The organism is Cohaesibacter marisflavi (assembly GCF_900115225.1).
Lineage (GTDB): Bacteria > Pseudomonadota > Alphaproteobacteria > Rhizobiales > Cohaesibacteraceae > Cohaesibacter > Cohaesibacter marisflavi.
Window position 1 is genome coordinate 1 of the sequence record NZ_FOVR01000013.1, and the last position, 15,643, is coordinate 15,643.

General features: G+C 54.4%; 17 protein-coding genes and 1 tRNA gene. 4 read left to right on the top strand and 14 right to left on the bottom strand.

The annotated features are described in order from the left end of the window. Positions 1-132: 132 nt before the first annotated feature. From BM258_RS19220 to BM258_RS19270, 11 genes are all read right to left on the bottom strand, one after another. Positions 133-687: an RBBP9/YdeN family alpha/beta hydrolase gene (locus tag BM258_RS19220; protein ID WP_090074866.1), complete on the bottom strand. Its 555-nt coding sequence runs from the start codon at positions 685-687 to the stop codon at positions 133-135. A gap of 38 nt (positions 688-725) precedes the next feature. Next, on the bottom strand, positions 726-2,048 hold the full coding sequence (gene purB, locus BM258_RS19225; protein ID WP_090074867.1) for an adenylosuccinate lyase: 1,323 nt from the start codon (positions 2,046-2,048) through the stop codon (positions 726-728). A 59-nt stretch (positions 2,049-2,107) separates the two neighbouring features. Next, positions 2,108-2,785, bottom strand: a complete 678-nt coding sequence (gene rpe / locus BM258_RS19230) for a ribulose-phosphate 3-epimerase (protein WP_090074868.1) — start codon at positions 2,783-2,785, stop codon at positions 2,108-2,110. A 212-nt stretch (positions 2,786-2,997) separates the two neighbouring features. Then, positions 2,998-3,471 (bottom strand): Lrp/AsnC family transcriptional regulator, encoded by a 474-nt coding sequence (locus tag BM258_RS19235; RefSeq protein ID WP_090074869.1) that lies wholly within the window; start codon positions 3,469-3,471, stop codon positions 2,998-3,000. Positions 3,472-3,665: 194 nt separating this feature from the next. Beyond that, positions 3,666-4,673, bottom strand: a complete 1,008-nt coding sequence (locus BM258_RS19240; protein ID WP_090074870.1) for a P1 family peptidase — start codon at positions 4,671-4,673, stop codon at positions 3,666-3,668. 206 nt (positions 4,674-4,879) lie between these two features. Next, positions 4,880-5,986: a branched-chain amino acid ABC transporter substrate-binding protein gene (locus BM258_RS19245; RefSeq protein WP_090074871.1), complete on the bottom strand. Its 1,107-nt coding sequence runs from the start codon at positions 5,984-5,986 to the stop codon at positions 4,880-4,882. Positions 5,987-6,228: 242 nt separating this feature from the next. Next, complete coding sequence (locus tag BM258_RS19250) at positions 6,229-6,567, bottom strand: DUF6867 family protein (protein ID WP_090074872.1); 339 nt, start codon at positions 6,565-6,567, stop codon at positions 6,229-6,231. A 14-nt stretch (positions 6,568-6,581) separates the two neighbouring features. Then, positions 6,582-7,307, bottom strand: a complete 726-nt coding sequence (locus BM258_RS19255) for an ABC transporter ATP-binding protein (protein WP_090074873.1) — start codon at positions 7,305-7,307, stop codon at positions 6,582-6,584. Beyond that, a complete protein-coding gene (locus BM258_RS19260; RefSeq protein ID WP_090074874.1) occupies positions 7,304-8,173 on the bottom strand; it encodes an ABC transporter ATP-binding protein in 870 nt (289 codons plus the stop codon). The genes BM258_RS19255 and BM258_RS19260 overlap by 4 nt, the downstream gene beginning before the upstream one ends. Next, complete coding sequence (gene livM / locus BM258_RS19265; RefSeq protein WP_090074875.1) at positions 8,170-9,462, bottom strand: high-affinity branched-chain amino acid ABC transporter permease LivM; 1,293 nt, start codon at positions 9,460-9,462, stop codon at positions 8,170-8,172. Before livM ends, BM258_RS19260 begins: the two co-directional genes overlap by 4 nt. Before the next feature lies 1 nt (position 9,463). Beyond that, positions 9,464-10,378, bottom strand: a complete 915-nt coding sequence (locus BM258_RS19270) for an ABC transporter permease subunit (protein WP_090074876.1) — start codon at positions 10,376-10,378, stop codon at positions 9,464-9,466. A gap of 473 nt (positions 10,379-10,851) precedes the next feature. Here BM258_RS19270 and cueR point away from each other — a divergent pair, with 473 nt between their 5' ends. Further along, entirely contained in the window at positions 10,852-11,241 is a 390-nt protein-coding gene (gene cueR / locus BM258_RS19275; RefSeq protein ID WP_090074877.1) for a Cu(I)-responsive transcriptional regulator, read from the top strand. A 58-nt stretch (positions 11,242-11,299) separates the two neighbouring features. On the opposite strand, the gene radC is transcribed toward cueR, so the two are convergent. The 3 genes from radC to sfsA all read right to left on the bottom strand — a co-directional run bounded on the left by radC (position 11,300) and on the right by sfsA (position 13,701). Next, entirely contained in the window at positions 11,300-12,001 is a 702-nt protein-coding gene (gene radC, locus BM258_RS19280) for a RadC family protein (protein ID WP_090074878.1), read from the bottom strand. 13 nt (positions 12,002-12,014) lie between these two features. Beyond that, positions 12,015-12,845 carry a type I methionyl aminopeptidase gene (map, locus tag BM258_RS19285; protein WP_090074879.1) on the bottom strand — a complete coding sequence of 277 codons (831 nt, stop codon included), beginning with the start codon at positions 12,843-12,845 and terminating at the stop codon, positions 12,015-12,017. A 136-nt stretch (positions 12,846-12,981) separates the two neighbouring features. Continuing rightward, positions 12,982-13,701 carry a DNA/RNA nuclease SfsA gene (gene sfsA / locus BM258_RS19290; protein WP_090074880.1) on the bottom strand — a complete coding sequence of 240 codons (720 nt, stop codon included), beginning with the start codon at positions 13,699-13,701 and terminating at the stop codon, positions 12,982-12,984. 205 nt (positions 13,702-13,906) lie between these two features. Between sfsA and BM258_RS19295 the strand changes: the two genes are divergently transcribed. The 3 genes from BM258_RS19295 to BM258_RS19305 all read left to right on the top strand — a co-directional run bounded on the left by BM258_RS19295 (position 13,907) and on the right by BM258_RS19305 (position 15,518). Then, positions 13,907-14,665, top strand: a complete 759-nt coding sequence (locus BM258_RS19295) for a competence/damage-inducible protein A (RefSeq protein ID WP_090074996.1) — start codon at positions 13,907-13,909, stop codon at positions 14,663-14,665. 60 nt (positions 14,666-14,725) lie between these two features. Further along, complete coding sequence (gene gpt, locus BM258_RS19300) at positions 14,726-15,220, top strand: xanthine phosphoribosyltransferase (protein ID WP_090074881.1); 495 nt, start codon at positions 14,726-14,728, stop codon at positions 15,218-15,220. Positions 15,221-15,432: 212 nt separating this feature from the next. Next, positions 15,433-15,518: transfer RNA gene (locus BM258_RS19305), tRNA-Leu, on the top strand. Positions 15,519-15,643 lie beyond the last annotated feature (125 nt).

A 15,643-nucleotide genomic window follows, 5' to 3' on the forward strand; every position in this document is an offset into this window, starting at 1 on the left:
CCTGTTCAAGCCTAATTATTAAAGCGTAACAAAACCACTTCCAGTGGTTCAAGCGTAGCGTTTCAAACCTCCCCCTCTGGGGGAGGTCATGACTTCCATGTAACAGATAGCGGTTGGCTTGGCACGGCCAAGTCAGGCGAGTTGGCTCATGAAATTGGCGAAGGTCATCAGGCCTTCGGGCCACGGACCTTGTCCGCTATGCTCGTTGATATGGCCGGTTTCGCCAGCGTCAACGAATGTCGAGCCCCATTTGCGTCCGAAATGCTCCGCCGTTTCAAACGCGCAGTATGGGTCACTGCGCGAAGCGACAAGAATGGACGGGAAGGGCAGGGGCTCTTCCGGGATGGGCGCAAAGTGGCGAATATGGCCGGGAACATGATCGTCGCTCTCGACATTGGGCATGCCGACCAGAAAGGCACCCTTGACGATACCCGGAGCAATGGCGGCTGCGGCCTTCACGGTTGCCACGACCCCAAGCGAATGGGCCACGAGCACAGCAGGGCGCTTTGCCTGCTCCACATCGGCAATGATCCGGCTGACCCAGCTTTCCATTTGCGGGTTGGCCCAATCTTCCTGCTCAATGCGTCGGGCAGACTTGATCTTGTCTTCCCAGCGGGATTGCCAATGGTCCGGGCCGGAATTGTCCAGCCCGGGAATAATGAAAATGTCTGCTTCAGACGCCTTCATTGGATTGCCTTTCTTTCGCGCTTGCGATCGCGTCCGTCTTAACCGAATACGCGTTTGAAGATCACATCGACATTCTTGGTGTGATATCCCAGATCGAAGCGGTTCTTGATTTCATCTTCAGAGAGATATTGGCGCACATCTGCGTCATTCAAGAGCTCGGTGAGGAAATCGACTTCGGCAGCGCCAGCGTGGTGGTAGCTTTCCCAGACCTTCATGGCGTTGCGCTGAACGAGACGGTAGGCATCTTCGCGCGAAGAGCCTGCCTGCGTCAGGGCAAGCAGAATACGCTGGGAGTGAACGAGGCCACCAAGGCGATCCATGTTGCCAACCATGCGTTCTGGATAGACCAGAAGCTTGTCGATGACATTGGTCAGGCGCACCAGAGCAAAGTCCAGTGTGACTGTGGCATCTGGGCCGATCATGCGTTCAACGGAGGAGTGAGAGATGTCACGCTCATGCCAGAGAGCGACATTTTCCAGTGCAGGCGTTACCGATGAGCGGACAATGCGCGCCAGACCTGTGAGGTTTTCCGTAAGGATCGGGTTGCGCTTGTGCGGCATGGCGGAAGAGCCCTTCTGGCCTTTGGAGAAGAACTCCTCGGCTTCCAGAACTTCCGTGCGCTGCAGGTGGCGGATTTCGGTTGCGACACGCTCAACGGAAGACGCGACGACGCCCAGCGTTGCAAAGAACATGGCGTGACGGTCACGCGGGATGACCTGGGTGGAAACAGGCTCGGCAGACAGGCCCATGGCTTCTGCCACATGTTCTTCCACGCTCGGGTCGATGTTGGCGAAGGTGCCCACAGCGCCGGAAATGGCGCAGGTGGCGATTTCTTCACGTGCAGCGATCAGGCGCTTTTTGCAGCGATCAAATTCGGCATAGGCTTCAGCCATTTTGAGGCCAAAGGTAACCGGCTCAGCGTGGATACCATGAGACCGACCGATGCAGACGGTATCCTTGTGCTCCATTGCGCGGCGTTTGATTGCTTCGAGCAGCTTGTCGATGTCTGCCAACAGCAGATCTGAGGCGCGGGTCAGCTGTACGTTGAAGCAGGTGTCCAGCACGTCCGATGAGGTCATGCCCTGATGCACGAAACGGGAATCCGGTCCGATGAATTCTGCCAGATGCGTGAGGAATGCGATCACATCATGCTTGGTCTCGCGCTCGATCTCGTCGATGCGGTCAATATCGAATTTGGCAGCGCCACCCTTTTCCCAAATGGTCTTTGCTGCGCTTTCCGGGATAACTCCGAGCTTTGCCAGCGCATCGCATGCATGAGCTTCGATTTCGAACCAGATGCGGAATTTGGTTTCCGGAGACCAGATATCGGTCATCTCGGAACGGGAGTAACGTGGGATCATGTCGTTGGCCTGTTCTTGATAGGTGAAGCGCGCTTTCGGGAGCAGCGCGTGATTGAAAACTACTTTTGTGCCTTTTCCGCGGCTTCGCGAATGCGGTCGATATTTTCGCGATAGCCTTCGACGCCTTCGCCCTTGAAGACGGCAGAGCCTGCAACCAGAATGTTGGCGCCTGCCGCTGCGATGAGCGGGGCTGTTTCGGGCGTTACGCCGCCATCGATCTGAATGTCAATATCGCGATCGCCGATCAGCGCGCGGACCTTCTTGATCTTATCGATGGTGGAGGGAATGAAGGACTGGCCGCCAAAGCCCGGGTTGACGCTCATGATGAGCACCATATCCAGCTTGTCGAGAACATATTCGATGGCGCTTTCATGGGTGCCCGGATTGAGCGAGACGCCTGCCTTCTTGCCCATGGCCTTGATGGCCTGCAGCGAGCGGTCCAGATGGGGGCCTGCTTCAGCATGCACGGTTATCATGTCTGATCCTGCGTCGGCAAAATCTTGCAGATAGGGATCGGCTGGCGCGATCATCAGGTGGGTGTCAATGGTCTTGTCGGTATGAGGCCGGATGGCGCGAACGACTTGAGGGCCAAAGGTGATGTTGGGAACGAAATGGCCGTCCATGACGTCGACATGAATCCAGTCACAACCAGCTTCGTCGATTGCCCGAACCTCTTCGCCAAACCGCGCAAAATCGGAGGCGAGAATGGACGGGGCGATTTTGATTGGTCGCACCATGATGTCTGCTGTCCTTGAATAATCTGAATGATGCCCACGCGGTAGCACATTGTGCTCATATGGGCAAGCAGAGAGCCGGAGATGTTGGCTATGCCTACAAGAGATTCCCGGCTTTGCGGGAAAGGAGGGGCATTCAGAAGACGCACAGTCCCTACAATGAGGAACGCAGTCTCAAGACCGATTGTCATCCCCGGAAGGAGGGCCGCAGGTCTTTATTCAGATAAAGGCAGAGAGGCTGTATCCTTGACGGTGGAAACGACAATGCGCGACTGCACATCAGACACCAGCTCGGAATTCAGCAGCTTGTTACGCAGGAAATTGTCGTAGGATTTGATGTCTTCGGTCACAACCTTAACCATGTAATCCACAGCGCCGGTTATGCGCTCGCAAATGACCACTTCCGGCCAGGTTTTGGTGAGACGATCGAACTCTTCCATATTTGTGCGGCTGGGCACTGTCAGCTTGACGAAAGCATAGGACACAAATCCAAGCCCGACGGCTTCTCGGTCGACGATCGCGGTAATCTGCTTGAGTACGCCGCTTTCTTTGAGTTTTTTGATCCTGCGCCAGCAGGGGGTCTGGGACATGCCTGACTGCTTCGCAATTTCGGCAATGGAAAGCGATGCGTCGTCTTGCAGAACTTTCAGAATCCGGATGTCTCCGGAATCGAGTGTCAATTTTTCCATTTTTCGCTCACTTGAGAAGAAATTCTTCCAAAAACTACCCATAAAATAAGGGTTTGTATATATCAATTTTGGTTGAACTGTCAAAAAGGGGAAAAATCTGTTTTGACAGATGTGCGTGAAGCCATGATGGAGGGTGCGCTTTGAGTGGCTTGGAAATGGTATTGAATTTCAATAAGCTAAGAGGCGCGTTCTGCTTACTTTCCGAATTTCTGTTGCCAAGTCGGAAAGATGTCATTGGCTCTGGGCTGCGCTTCATAGATGCCGCGGGCTATGGCGCGGGCCATTGTTGCGGCTGCGTAAGCACCAAGTTCTATGAATGCCCGATCATTGTCGGGCAAATCCTTGGCTCCTGTGGACAGGGCGAAGATCAGGTCGCCATCCATCGGTGTATGTGAGGGCCAGAGCGCTCGGGCAAATCCATCATGGGCCATGATGGCGAGTCGCCTTGCCGCTGCCTTGGTGAGGCAGGCATCTGTGGCGATGATACCAATTGTTGTATTGCTGCTTTGGCCTCGCGCCTCTTGCATGGCGTCCATCTTGGTTTTGGGGAGCGCTATATCGGGTGGCATTGAGGCTGGTAGGCCCAGCCCGCCAAATTCCCTATTCTGCTCGAAGGGAGCTGCCCAGAAATTGGGGCTTTCGCCCATGGTGGCCTGTCCGAGAGCATTGACCGCAACCAATGCGCCAATGGTGATACCGGAGGCGGTGCGCATGGATGCCGAGCCTAAGCCGCCTTTAAGTCCTGCAATCAGGGCGCCAGAGCCAGCGCCATGGCTACCAAGGGCAAAGTCGCTTGCTGCCTGTTTGGCCGCTTGCCAGCCCAAATCCCAGTAGGGGCTTTTCTGTCCCCAGTTCTTGTCGCCACCATTGGCCAGATCGAACAGAATCGCCGCTGGAACGATAGGAACGCTCACAGGGCCAACGGCGAAGCCGCGTCCTTGTTCCTTCAGCCAGCCTTGCACGCCGCCGGCAGCATCCAGCCCGAAGGCTGAACCGCCAGAAAGGGTAAGCGCATCAATGCGCTCCACCGTCTGGTCGGGCGCCAACAGGTCCGTGTCGCGGGTGCCCGGTGCGCCCCCCAGAACCGCATAGGAGGCGACCATCGGCTCTGCGCAGATCAGCGTCGTTGTGCCTGATTTCAGGGTTTCATCAGTGGCGTTGCCAACCAGAATGCCGTCGATGTCTGTGATGAGGTTCTTCATGGAGCCGTCCGGGGTTTTTGTTTGGAGCGGGTAAGGGAAGGGCGTGCAAGCCACTATAGGCGCACGGGCTTGAGCATGGAAAGGGCGCAAAAGGGATGCCCGGAAGAAAGGTCAGGAAAAAGATCAAAAAGAAAGCCCCTCGCTGAGGGGCTTTCTCGTGTGTCTCAAGCGTGCAAGCTCAGACTTCGCTTATGCGAAAGCCGGGCTTATTTGTAGCCATACTTGCCGTCGCTCCACTTGTACCAGACATAGCCTGGCAGGGTGACGTCGCCTTTGTCGTCGAAGGACAGGTTGCCCAGAACGGTCGGGAACTCACCAGCATTCAGTGCTTCGTTGACAGCATCATAGTCGGTGGAACCGGCAGCCTTGACAGCGTCGACATACGCCTGGATTGCAGCATAGGTGTAGAGAACATAGCCTTCAGTGGTCAGGCCCTTTTTCTTGAATTCTTCAACAACCGGAGCAGCTTCTGGGTTGAGAGCCGGGTCCGGAGAGAAGGTCATCAGGGTGCCTTCGCCAGCATCACCGGTGATGGACCAGTATTCGTCGGTCACCAGAGCATCACCAGAGATCAGCACGGTATCCATGCCCTGGTTGCGCATCTGGCGCACGATGAGGCCAGCTTCGGTGTGGTAACCACCAACATACAGAGCGTCGATTTTCGCCTGCTTCAGCTTGGAAACCAGCGCGGTGTAGTCTTTTTCACCTGCGGTGTAGGCTTCATACATGATGACTTTGCCACCAAGAGCTTCGAAAGCAGCTTTGGTCTGGTCAGCCAGGCCTTTACCATAGGCGGTCTTATCCTGAATGATGGCAACATTCTTGTCTTTGAACTCATCCCAAAGTAGTTTGCCGGCTACTTCACCCTGCTGGTCATCACGACCGCAAACACGATAGGTGCCGCCGTCCGGATTTGGACGCTCGTCGGTGAATTTCGGGTTGGTGGATGCCGGAGAAATCTGGACAATGCCTTCCTCAGCATAAACGGATGATGCCGGAATAGAAGAGCCTGAGCAGAAGTGGCCAGCCATGAAGGTTACGCCTTTACCGACCATCTGGTTGGCAACGGCAACAGCCTGTTTCGGGTCACATGCGTCATCGCCGATTTCAAGCTTGAGCATTTCACCATTCACGCCGCCAGCAGCGTTAATGTCTTCAACAGCCTGTTCTGCACCGATCTTCATCTGCTGACCGAAGGAAGCATACTGACCGGTCATCGGACCTGCGGTGGCGATGATGATTTCAGCGAATGCCCCACTGGTCATTGCGATGGAGCCTGCGAGTGCGACGCCTGCCAAAAGTAGTTTTTTCATTAAAACTCTCCCATTGAGATGTTTGCAGTGTTCCGCTGTGCCTTTGTTTTTTGGCGGCACAGCTATTCTGGTGCGATTTTTATTGAACCTTACGGTCATGTGAGTTTGGCTATTTCTCCTGACAATGGAATAAAATGGCCCCCCTCATTTGGCCCGACAGCAATGCAAGACAAATACCCCCACGATTTGCTGCGGTAGGACAGTGGCGCTGACCGCCACCATCAATCTTGATGAAAATTGGCTTAGCCTTTGCGCTCTTTCCATGTGAGCGGGCTGACTTTTTCATAGAGCCAATGATACTGCCTCACCATCTGGTTGGTGCGGGTGAACCGGAAGCCAAGCCAACAAATGATCAAAAGAATGATCAAGTCGACAATATAGTAGTGAAGCGAAAGCAACGTGCCTTCAAATAGGGCAAAATGCAGGAACCTGACGCCGGCGGCCAGCAGGATCATGTAGCTAATGATCTGCGAGGTTGGCTTCCAGGTGTTTGCAATGGCGCGCCCAGCCATCCATGCGGCGCCGCCGCCAAGGCAAATCGTAACCAGCAGAAGGGTTCCAAAAGAAACTTCCCAAAGCATTGAACTTTCCTCTCTTAATGCCGTCCGCCTTCAAGGTAGGCTGCCTGGACTTCTGGATTGGAGAGAAGTTCCTTGCCGCCACCCGACATGGTAATCTGGCCGTTGATCATGACATAGCCACGATGTGCAAGCCGTAGAGCGTGATAGGCGTTCTGTTCGACGAGGAAAACGGTCAAACCCTGTTTCTCGTTCAGTTCCTTGACCACCTCGAAAATCTGCTTGACCACGAGGGGGGCAAGCCCCAGAGACGGCTCATCCAGCATGAGAAGCTTCGGGCGGGCCATGAGCGCGCGACCGATTGCGAGCATCTGCTGTTCGCCACCCGAGAGGGTGCCGCCACGTTGGCTCTGGCGTTTTTCAAGGATGGGAAAGAGGTCATAGACCATGCGCAAATCTTCTTCGAAATGCGCGTAGTCGATCACAGCCGCTCCCATCTGCAGATTTTCCAGCACCGTCATGCGGCCAAAAATGCGGCGTCCTTCTGGGGACTGAGCGATGGCCTTTTTGACGATCTGGTGGGTTGGCAGAGTGGTGATATTCTCACCGTCATAGATGATCTGACCCTCGCGAGCGCGCGTAACGCCACAGATGGTCATCATTGTGGTGGATTTGCCAGCGCCGTTTGCGCCAATGACCGTTACGATTTCACCGCGGTGAACGTCCAGATCAATACCGCGCAGGGCAACAATTTTGCCATAGTAGGTTTTTACGCCCTTTAGGCTGAGGAGGATATCGCTCATGACGTGGCTCCCTCTTTCTGCCCGACTTTGGCTTCGGCTTCAGCAACTTCGACTTCATCGTCATCAACGCCCAGATAGGCGGCGATGACGCGCGGATCATTCTGGACGAAATCTGCGTCGCCGTCGGAAATCTTGACGCCATAGTCAAGAACCACGACGTGATCGGAAATTTCCATCACCATGGACATGTCATGCTCGATGAGCAGAACGGCTGTCTTGTCGATATCCCGAATGGAATGAAGCAGGCCGTTGAGTTCGCTGGTCTCTCGCGGGTTGAGGCCGGCAGCCGGTTCGTCAAGGCACAATAGCTCGGGATTGGTGCACATGGCACGGGCAATCTCGAGGCGACGCTGGTCGCCATAAGGCAGGTCAGCTGCCGGATCATCAGCACGATCAATCAGATTGATACGCTCAAGCCACTCGGTCGCTTTCTTGACCGAGGCATTCTCGGACTTGCGGAAGGACTTGATGCCGAAGATGCCGCCGATCGAAAAGACCGAGTCTTTCATCAGCTTGTTGTGCTGCGCGATCATGAGGTTTTCCAGTACGGTCATACCACCGAACAGTCGAATATTCTGGAAGGTCCGGGCAACGCGAGCGTGATGGGCGATCTCGAAATCAGGGATGCGTTCCAGCAGAAACTCCTGCCCGTTCTCCCGTTTCATCGTGATGCGCCCTTCGGTTGGCTTGTAGAAGCCGGTGACGCAGTTAAAGACGGTTGTCTTGCCAGCGCCATTCGGGCCGATCAGGGCCGTGATGTCACCGCGCCCAACCTCGAAGGAGAGGTCGTCGACCGCGACCAGACCGCCAAAGCGCATGGTGAGATGCTCAACGGTCAGGATTGGATTGTCTTGCCAAGTGGTCATCCTTCACCCTCCGCAACGAGATCACCGGATACGGATTTCTTCTCCTTGAGGAACACTGAAGGTGCCCTGCTGGAGACAATGCCGCGTGGTTTCCAGATCATGATACCGACCATCAGCAGGCCGAAGACGAGCATGCGCAGATCTTCCAGATCACGGAAGACCTCGAAACCGCCAATCATGACGAGCGAGGCGATAACGACACCCAACTGGCTGCCCAGACCGCCCAGAACCACGATGGCCAAAATGATCGCCGATTCCATGAAGGTGAAACTTTCCGGAGAAATGAAGCCCTGTCTGGTAGCGAAGAAGGCTCCGGCGAAACCGCCGAACATGGCGCCCAATGCGAAGGCCGTCAGCTTGGTGTTGGTGGTGTTGATGCCCAGAGACCGGCAGGCAATCTCGTCTTCACGCAAGGCTTCCCAAGCGCGCCCGATTGGCAACTTGCGCAAACGCATGGTCACGAAGTTGGTTATCAGCGCGAGGATCAAAATGAGATAGAAGAGGAAGATGATCCGGTGCATGGAAGAATAGTCGAGCCCGAAGAAATCCGCAAAGCCGTTCTTGCGGGTAAATTCCAACCCGAAGAAGGAGGGGCGTGGAATACGGGAGATGCCATCCGGGCCGCCGGTAAATTCATACCAGTTCAGCAGGACGACACGAATGATTTCCCCGAATGCCAGGGTCACGATTGCCAGATAGTCGCCGCGCAGGCGAAGGACAGGGAAGCCAAGGATCATGCCCCAGAAGGCTGCCAGAATGCCGGCGAGCGGCAGACAGACCCAGAAGGACAGGTCGAAATACTGCGCGAAGAGGGCGTATGAATAGGCGCCCACCGCATAGAAGGCGACATATCCAAGGTCAAGCAGACCAGCCAGACCCACCACGATATTGAGACCCCAGCCGAGCATGATGTAGGTGAGCACCAGAATGCCCATGTCGATGACATAGCGGTTGCCATAAAAGGGCAGGGTGACGGCGAAGAGCAGCAACAGGGGACCGACAAGCTTGCCGATCTTGCTGACCGTATCCTGCTTGGGCAGCATGGCGTTCATGGCATTGGCAACCGGATTGTTACCGCGCCAGATGAGCAGGCTCATGGCAAGGCGACCGACGAAAACGACGCCCACCATCCATGCGACGAGGCCCCATTGGCCCACAATGACAAGGCCGCCTTGTTCGGTCTTGGTGCGCAGGCCAACCATGATGGAGGCGAGCAGAAGGGTAATCACCGCGGCGAGGGCTGCATCTTTCAACGCAGCGCCAACGCGCGTTTGCAAGAAGTCTGACATATTATACCTTCTCCACTTCTGGCTTGCCGAGCAGGCCGGACGGCATAAAGATCAGCACAATGGCAAGGATCGAGAAGGCTGCTACGTCTTTATACTCAACGGAGAAATAGCCGGACCAGAATGTCTCGATCAAGCCGATCAGCAAGCCACCAAGCATGGCGCCTGGCAACGAGCCGATGCCTCCGAGCACCGCAGCAGTGAAGGCCTTCACCCCGGCAAGGAAGCCGATATAGAAGTCTATCACACCGTAATAGAGCAGGAACATGACGCCTGCGACAGAAGCCAGTGCCGCGCCCATGACAAAGGTCAGGGAAATGGTGCGGTCAACATTGACGCCGAGCAGGGAGGCCATCTTCTGGTCCTGTTCGCAAGCGCGCTGGGCGCGCCCAAGCGAGGTCTTGTTGATCAGAAGCGTGAAGCCTGCCATCAGCAAGACGGTCGTGACGATGATCAGGATCTGCATGTATGACAGCTGAACCAGAAAGCCGTCTTTTTCCATAATGGTGATGCCACCGGTGATTTGTGGTGGAAGTGGCTTGACGCGTGCGCCCTGAACGACCTGAACGAAGTTCTGCAACACGATGGACATGCCAATCGCCGTGATCAACGGAGCGAGGCGGAAGGATCCGCGCAAAGGACGATATGCAAGGCGCTCGACGCCCCAGCCCCAAACCGATGTCATGAGCATGGAAATGATAAGGACGATCAGCAATGCTACCGGAAGAAAAGTGATCCCCATAGCAGTAACCGCCAACAGTGTAATCAATGCAATGAATGCACCAACCATGAAGATGTCACCATGGGCAAAGTTGATCATGCCAATAATGCCATATACCATGGTATAGCCGATGGCGATCAGGCCGTAAATCGACCCTAATGTGACGCCATTAATCAGCTGCTGAATAAAATATTCCATTTGACTCGCTGTTCCCAATTTCCCTGCGGCTTTGTTACCGCTTATTAGGTAGGAAGATGTTGTTGTTTGTTCTTATATGAGATTTCCTCTCATTAAATTTCTAGCAAGAACTCGGATTGGATACAATTGCCTCCTTCCAAAAATTGGTCAATATTGAGCGAAGGTCGACGAAATGATGAAATTATGATCAAAAATGCCCTTTTTGATTTAATTTTAAGCGCGAAAACTACGGTCTATGGGGTGAATGGTCGCACAATAATCGTTGGTTGTGGGATAATCTTGTCTTCTTGATTTGTTTTTGGGCAGTTTTCTGTAAAACCATAGGAGTATGTCGTGTTTTTGGTTGAAAAATGAGCATGCACTTTTTTGTTTCTCAGTATGCATTATGTAGATGTGGGGACTAGGGCTCAAATACCTGTCAGTATTGACGAGGGCGCAGAAGACGGGTCGCATGGGCCGGTCAGGAGTTGGTTATGAATATCAGTCAAGCAGCCGGAATCGCAGATCTGCCAGTCAAGACTTTGCGTTATTACGAGGATATCGGGCTGGTGGTTCCCGCGCGTCGGGAAAATGGCTATCGGGACTATGCGAATGAGGATCTTGCCCGCCTGCGCCTGATCGGGCGAGCGCGCAAATTGGGGTTCAGTATAGAGGAATGCCGAAATCTGCTCGCGCTTCAGGCTGACAAGAGCAGAGCGAGCGCTGACGTGAAGCGCATTGCTCAGGCTCACTTAAGAGAAATTGATGAAAAGATCGAGGAATTGCAGGCGCTGCGATCAGATCTTGCGCCGCTGGTTGCTGCTTGCAAGGGCGATGATAGCGCAGAATGCGCAATCCTGAAGGATCTTGAGCAACCACATTGAGTGGTTTTTAAAGGTTCTGTGTTCCAAATGGGAAAGAGGGAAGTGTAGCGCCGCTGACTTAAATCAGTCCCAGGCCCTTGAAGCTTGTATGACCATTGCGTGCAACGATGATGTGGTCATGCAAGGTGATACTGAGACGCTCGCAGGCGTCAGAGACCTGTTGGGTCATGTCGATGTCAGCCCGCGACGGGGTCGGGTCGCCACTGGGATGGTTGTGGACCATGATGATGGCAGTGGCAGACAGCTCCAACGCCCGCTTGACGACTTCTCGCGTATAGACGGGGGTGTGATCAACGGTGCCGGTTTGCTGTACTTCATCGGTGATAAGAGCGTTCTTCTTATCCAGAAACAGAATGCGGAACTGCTCTATATCGTTGAAGGCCATCGAGGTGCGGCAATAGTCGATCACCGAGTTCCAGGATGAGAGGACCGGACGATCCTTGACGCGATCCTCTGCAAATTTGGCGGCCGCAGCATGGATGAGCTTTAACTCGGTCACGACGGCCTGCTTGACGCCGGGGAATTCCATCAAGAGATGATCTGGAGCTGCGATGACCTCGGCAAAAGAGCCAAAACGGGCAAGTAGATCCTTCGCGAGCGGCTTTGTATCCCTGCGGGGAATGGCGCGAAAGAGAATCAATTCAAGCAGCTCGTAATCATGCAGAGCATCAGGGCCGGATTCGCGGAATTTCTGCCGCAACCGTTCCCTGTGTCCCACATAATGGGGCTTGCCTGCCGTTGCTTCTTTCAGCTCACCCATTGATTGCCCCTCGTCAGGCTACGTTATAGGGGGGCTTGTCCAGCCCTTCTGGCGACAGGGTGAAAATCTCACAGCCTGTTTCCGTGATGCCAAGGGAATGTTCGAACTGGGCTGACAGGCTTTTGTCACGCGTGACCGCCGTCCAGCCATCCTTGAGCACCTTGACGTGCGGTTTGCCCAGATTGATCATCGGCTCGATGGTGAAGATCATGCCCGGCTTCAGTTCGATGCCTTCACCCCAGTTGCCATAATGAAGGATATTGGGCGCGTCATGGAAGAGGCGTCCGACCCCATGGCCACAGAAGTCGCGCACAACGCCGCAGCGTTCCCCTTCGGCATATTCCTGAATGGCAGCGCCGATGTCGCCAGTGGTCTTGCCAGGCTTGGCCTGCTCTATGCCGATCATGAGGGCATTATAGGTGACTTCGATCAGACGTTCCGGTGCGCGCTTGATCTCTCCCACCGGATACATGCGCGAGCTGTCGCCATACCAACCATCCAGAATGTAGGTGACGTCGACATTGACGATGTCGCCTTCCTTGAGTGGTTTTTCATTGGGAATGCCATGGCAAACCACATGGTTGATGGATGTGCAGGTGTAGTTTCTATAGCCGCGATAATTCAGCGTGGCGGGAAGGGCGTTGTTTTCTTCCCCGAAGTCCCGGATAAAATCGTCGATCACCTTGGTTGGAACACCCGGCTTGACGAGTTTTGCGACACCATCCAGAGCCCGTGCTGCCAGTTGCCCGGCGCGACGCATACCTTCGAAATCCTCTTGGCTGTAAAGGCGGATATCTCCGGTGTTGCGCAAAGGGGCGCTATTGGCATCAATGTAATTTACCATCTCAGGTCTTTCCGAAATCAGTTGTTTCTCTATGGATATCCCCCCATGAGCAATTGTGCAAACCGGAATCAACAATTTTTGGAGGGATTGGTCACTTGTCGCGTCCTAGCGATGTGGCCAGCGCACGCTGGAGCTCTTAATTCGTTGCCTGCACCTCTTTAGCAAAGGGGATGGAGTGGGTCAGATTGATCTCTTGGTGTGAAATGTCACACTGATAGACGATGGCTTCCACGCCCGCGCCCGTTGCCTCTTGGAAGGCTTCCGCATAGGCCGGATCGATGTCGCTTGCCAGAGCGAAGCGATTAGCGTCCGTTCTCTGGACCAAATAGAGCATCACGGCGCGATGCCCCTGTTCGACCATGTCGGCCAATTCGCTCAGATGCTTGGCACCGCGCTTGGTCACCGAATCGGGAAATTCCGCCAACCCCTGTTCGCGCAACAGATGCACATTCTTGACCTCGACATAGCAATCGGGTTTGCCCTCATCCTGCAACAAAATATCGATGCGGCTGTTCTTGCCATATTTCACCTCGCGCCTCAGGGTTTCGTAGCCAGTAAGCTCTGCGACATGTCTTGCCCGAATTGCCTCTTCGACGATGCGGTTGGGATGGCTGGTATTGATGCCGATCATGGCATCATCCAATTCGCTGAGTTCCCAGCTATAGGCCAGCTTGCGCTTGGGATTGTCGGATTTTGACAGCCAGACGCGGGTGCCGGGGTCTTTGAGGCCCAGCATGGAGCCGGGGTTGGCGCAATGGGCTGTTATGATTGTTCCATCGTCCAGCTCGATATCGGCAAGAAAGCGCTTGTAGCGCTGGATGAGTCGGCCCGGAATGAGTGGCTTTTCAAATTTCATGTTATGGCTTTGCTTTTGGCTTTCGGTCACTATCAGTTCGCACTATAAGCATGCATGGCGTTTTTGCTATCTTGCTGTGTGCAGAGAGAGTGGCAAAATTGCGCCTCTTGAATGGAAAAGCTCCAAAGGGGCCTTCGGGTGGTCCATTTTCTCATTGGGAGTGGTTCGGTTCGAGATTGAACGCAATAATGAAAGAGATAGAGCAATGACTAAAGAGTTGATCACGGCAGCCGTTCTGATAATCGGTGACGAAATCCTTTCCGGCCGCACCAAGGACAAGAATATCGGATTCATTGCGGACTATCTCACCCAGTTGGGCATCGATCTCAAGGAAGTGCGTGTCGTGGCCGACGATCAGGATGCGATCGTCGAAGCGGTCAACGCCTTGCGGGCCCGCTGGACCTATGTGTTCACCAGCGGCGGCATCGGGCCGACCCATGACGATATCACCGCAGATGCCATGGCGGCGGCCTTCGGCGTGGGCATTGATCATGATCCGCGCGCCATGGCTATACTGGAAGCGCATTATGCAAAATCGCCAAATATGGAATTCAACGAAGCGCGCAAGCGGATGGCGCGCATTCCCTTTGGTGCAGATCTGATTGAAAACAGAGTTTCCAGCGCGCCGGGATTTCGGCTGGAAAATGTGCATGTCATGGCCGGGGTACCCTCTGTCATGCAAGCCATGATGGATGCAATCGCCCCAACGCTGAAGACCAATGCGCAAGTGCTGAGCGAGACCATTGATAGCGGCCTGGGAGAAGGCCTTGTTGCCGGTCCTCTGGCGGATCTGGCAAAGGATCACCCCAACGTTGTGATCGGGTCTTACCCCTATATGCGCGAAGATCTGTTCGCAACGAACATCGTTATGCGCTCTCGCTCGCGGGAAGATCTGGACAACGCGGTCAAGGCAGTGCATGACATGCTTCAAACATTAAAAGGGCAGAAACAGACGCAGGTCTAACGTTGCCCGACCTCAATGAGTTGAAACGCACTCGTAAAGGAAAGAAAAAGGAACACCACCATGTCCGAACCATCCTCCAACGCTTTCCCGGTGTATTGGGAACAATTCCATCGGGACTGCCGTGCGCTGGCTTGGCGTCTGAAAGGCGTTTCCGAATGGAAGGCGATTGTTTGCATAACACGTGGCGGTCTTGTGCCTGCGGCCATCATTGCCCGTGAGCTGGAAGTTCGGATGATCGATACCGTCTGCGTCGCCTCCTACCATGATTATGAAAATCAGGGTGAGATGCAGGTTCTCAAGCCGATTGATGCGTCTGTCATCGATGTGGAAGGGGGAGAAGGCGAGGGTGTCCTGATTATCGACGATCTGGTCGACACCGGCAAAACCGCCAAAGTGGTGCGGGCCATGCTGCCGAAGGCCCATTTCGCAACGGTCTATGCCAAGCCGAAGGGGCGTCCGCTGGTGGATACCTTTGTTACCGAGGTTTCGCAGGATACGTGGATTTATTTCCCTTGGGATATGGGCCTGCAATTCCAGGCGCCAATCGCGAAATAGGCTTTGAATGGCTTTTGCTCTGGCCTCGGTGTGGCCTGAGTGTTGTGAACTCCTATGCTTTTAAGCAGCCCCTTATAGGGCTGCTTTTTTGTTGCGGCGATGCCTGCGCTGTGGCGATGTATCTCGCCTTGGATCTATGGCTTGTGGATTGCATAAAAGCCATTGCTTGCAATTGGCGGAGATGCACATTAGCAATGAGCGGACCAACCTTCGCGGGCGTGATGGAATTGGTAGACATACAGGACTTAAAATCCTGAGGCCCTAGGCCGTGCGGGTTCGATTCCCGCCGCCCGTACCAAAATTTCCATTTCCTTCATGCGATGTATGTGTTTTCCTGACGATCAAAAAGGAAGCCATGCCATATTCTGGGTGTATAGAAAGAGGTGGGGCTTCCAAGCTGACTAGAAAGAGAGCTGGTCTTTT

What these genes read in the sequence shown, in the direction of transcription:
- BM258_RS19235 (WP_090074869.1), bottom strand. Translation starts at nt 3,471, where the DNA reads ATGGAAAAATTGACACTCGATTCCGGAGACATCCGGATTCTGAAAGTT.
- BM258_RS19295 (WP_090074996.1), top strand. Translation starts at nt 13,907, where the DNA reads ATGACTAAAGAGTTGATCACGGCAGCCGTTCTGATAATCGGTGACGAA.
- livM (WP_090074875.1), bottom strand. Translation starts at nt 9,462, where the DNA reads ATGTCAGACTTCTTGCAAACGCGCGTTGGCGCTGCGTTGAAAGATGCA.
- BM258_RS19220 (WP_090074866.1), bottom strand. Translation starts at nt 687, where the DNA reads ATGAAGGCGTCTGAAGCAGACATTTTCATTATTCCCGGGCTGGACAAT.
- gpt (WP_090074881.1), top strand. Translation starts at nt 14,726, where the DNA reads ATGTCCGAACCATCCTCCAACGCTTTCCCGGTGTATTGGGAACAATTC.
- sfsA (WP_090074880.1), bottom strand. Translation starts at nt 13,701, where the DNA reads ATGAAATTTGAAAAGCCACTCATTCCGGGCCGACTCATCCAGCGCTAC.
- BM258_RS19240 (WP_090074870.1), bottom strand. Translation starts at nt 4,673, where the DNA reads ATGAAGAACCTCATCACAGACATCGACGGCATTCTGGTTGGCAACGCC.
- BM258_RS19250 (WP_090074872.1), bottom strand. Translation starts at nt 6,567, where the DNA reads ATGCTTTGGGAAGTTTCTTTTGGAACCCTTCTGCTGGTTACGATTTGC.
- cueR (WP_090074877.1), top strand. Translation starts at nt 10,852, where the DNA reads ATGAATATCAGTCAAGCAGCCGGAATCGCAGATCTGCCAGTCAAGACT.
- BM258_RS19245 (WP_090074871.1), bottom strand. Translation starts at nt 5,986, where the DNA reads ATGAAAAAACTACTTTTGGCAGGCGTCGCACTCGCAGGCTCCATCGCA.
- rpe (WP_090074868.1), bottom strand. Translation starts at nt 2,785, where the DNA reads ATGGTGCGACCAATCAAAATCGCCCCGTCCATTCTCGCCTCCGATTTT.
- BM258_RS19270 (WP_090074876.1), bottom strand. Translation starts at nt 10,378, where the DNA reads ATGGAATATTTTATTCAGCAGCTGATTAATGGCGTCACATTAGGGTCG.
- purB (WP_090074867.1), bottom strand. Translation starts at nt 2,048, where the DNA reads ATGATCCCACGTTACTCCCGTTCCGAGATGACCGATATCTGGTCTCCG.
- BM258_RS19260 (WP_090074874.1), bottom strand. Translation starts at nt 8,173, where the DNA reads ATGACCACTTGGCAAGACAATCCAATCCTGACCGTTGAGCATCTCACC.
- radC (WP_090074878.1), bottom strand. Translation starts at nt 12,001, where the DNA reads ATGGGTGAGCTGAAAGAAGCAACGGCAGGCAAGCCCCATTATGTGGGA.
- map (WP_090074879.1), bottom strand. Translation starts at nt 12,845, where the DNA reads ATGGTAAATTACATTGATGCCAATAGCGCCCCTTTGCGCAACACCGGA.
- BM258_RS19255 (WP_090074873.1), bottom strand. Translation starts at nt 7,307, where the DNA reads ATGAGCGATATCCTCCTCAGCCTAAAGGGCGTAAAAACCTACTATGGC.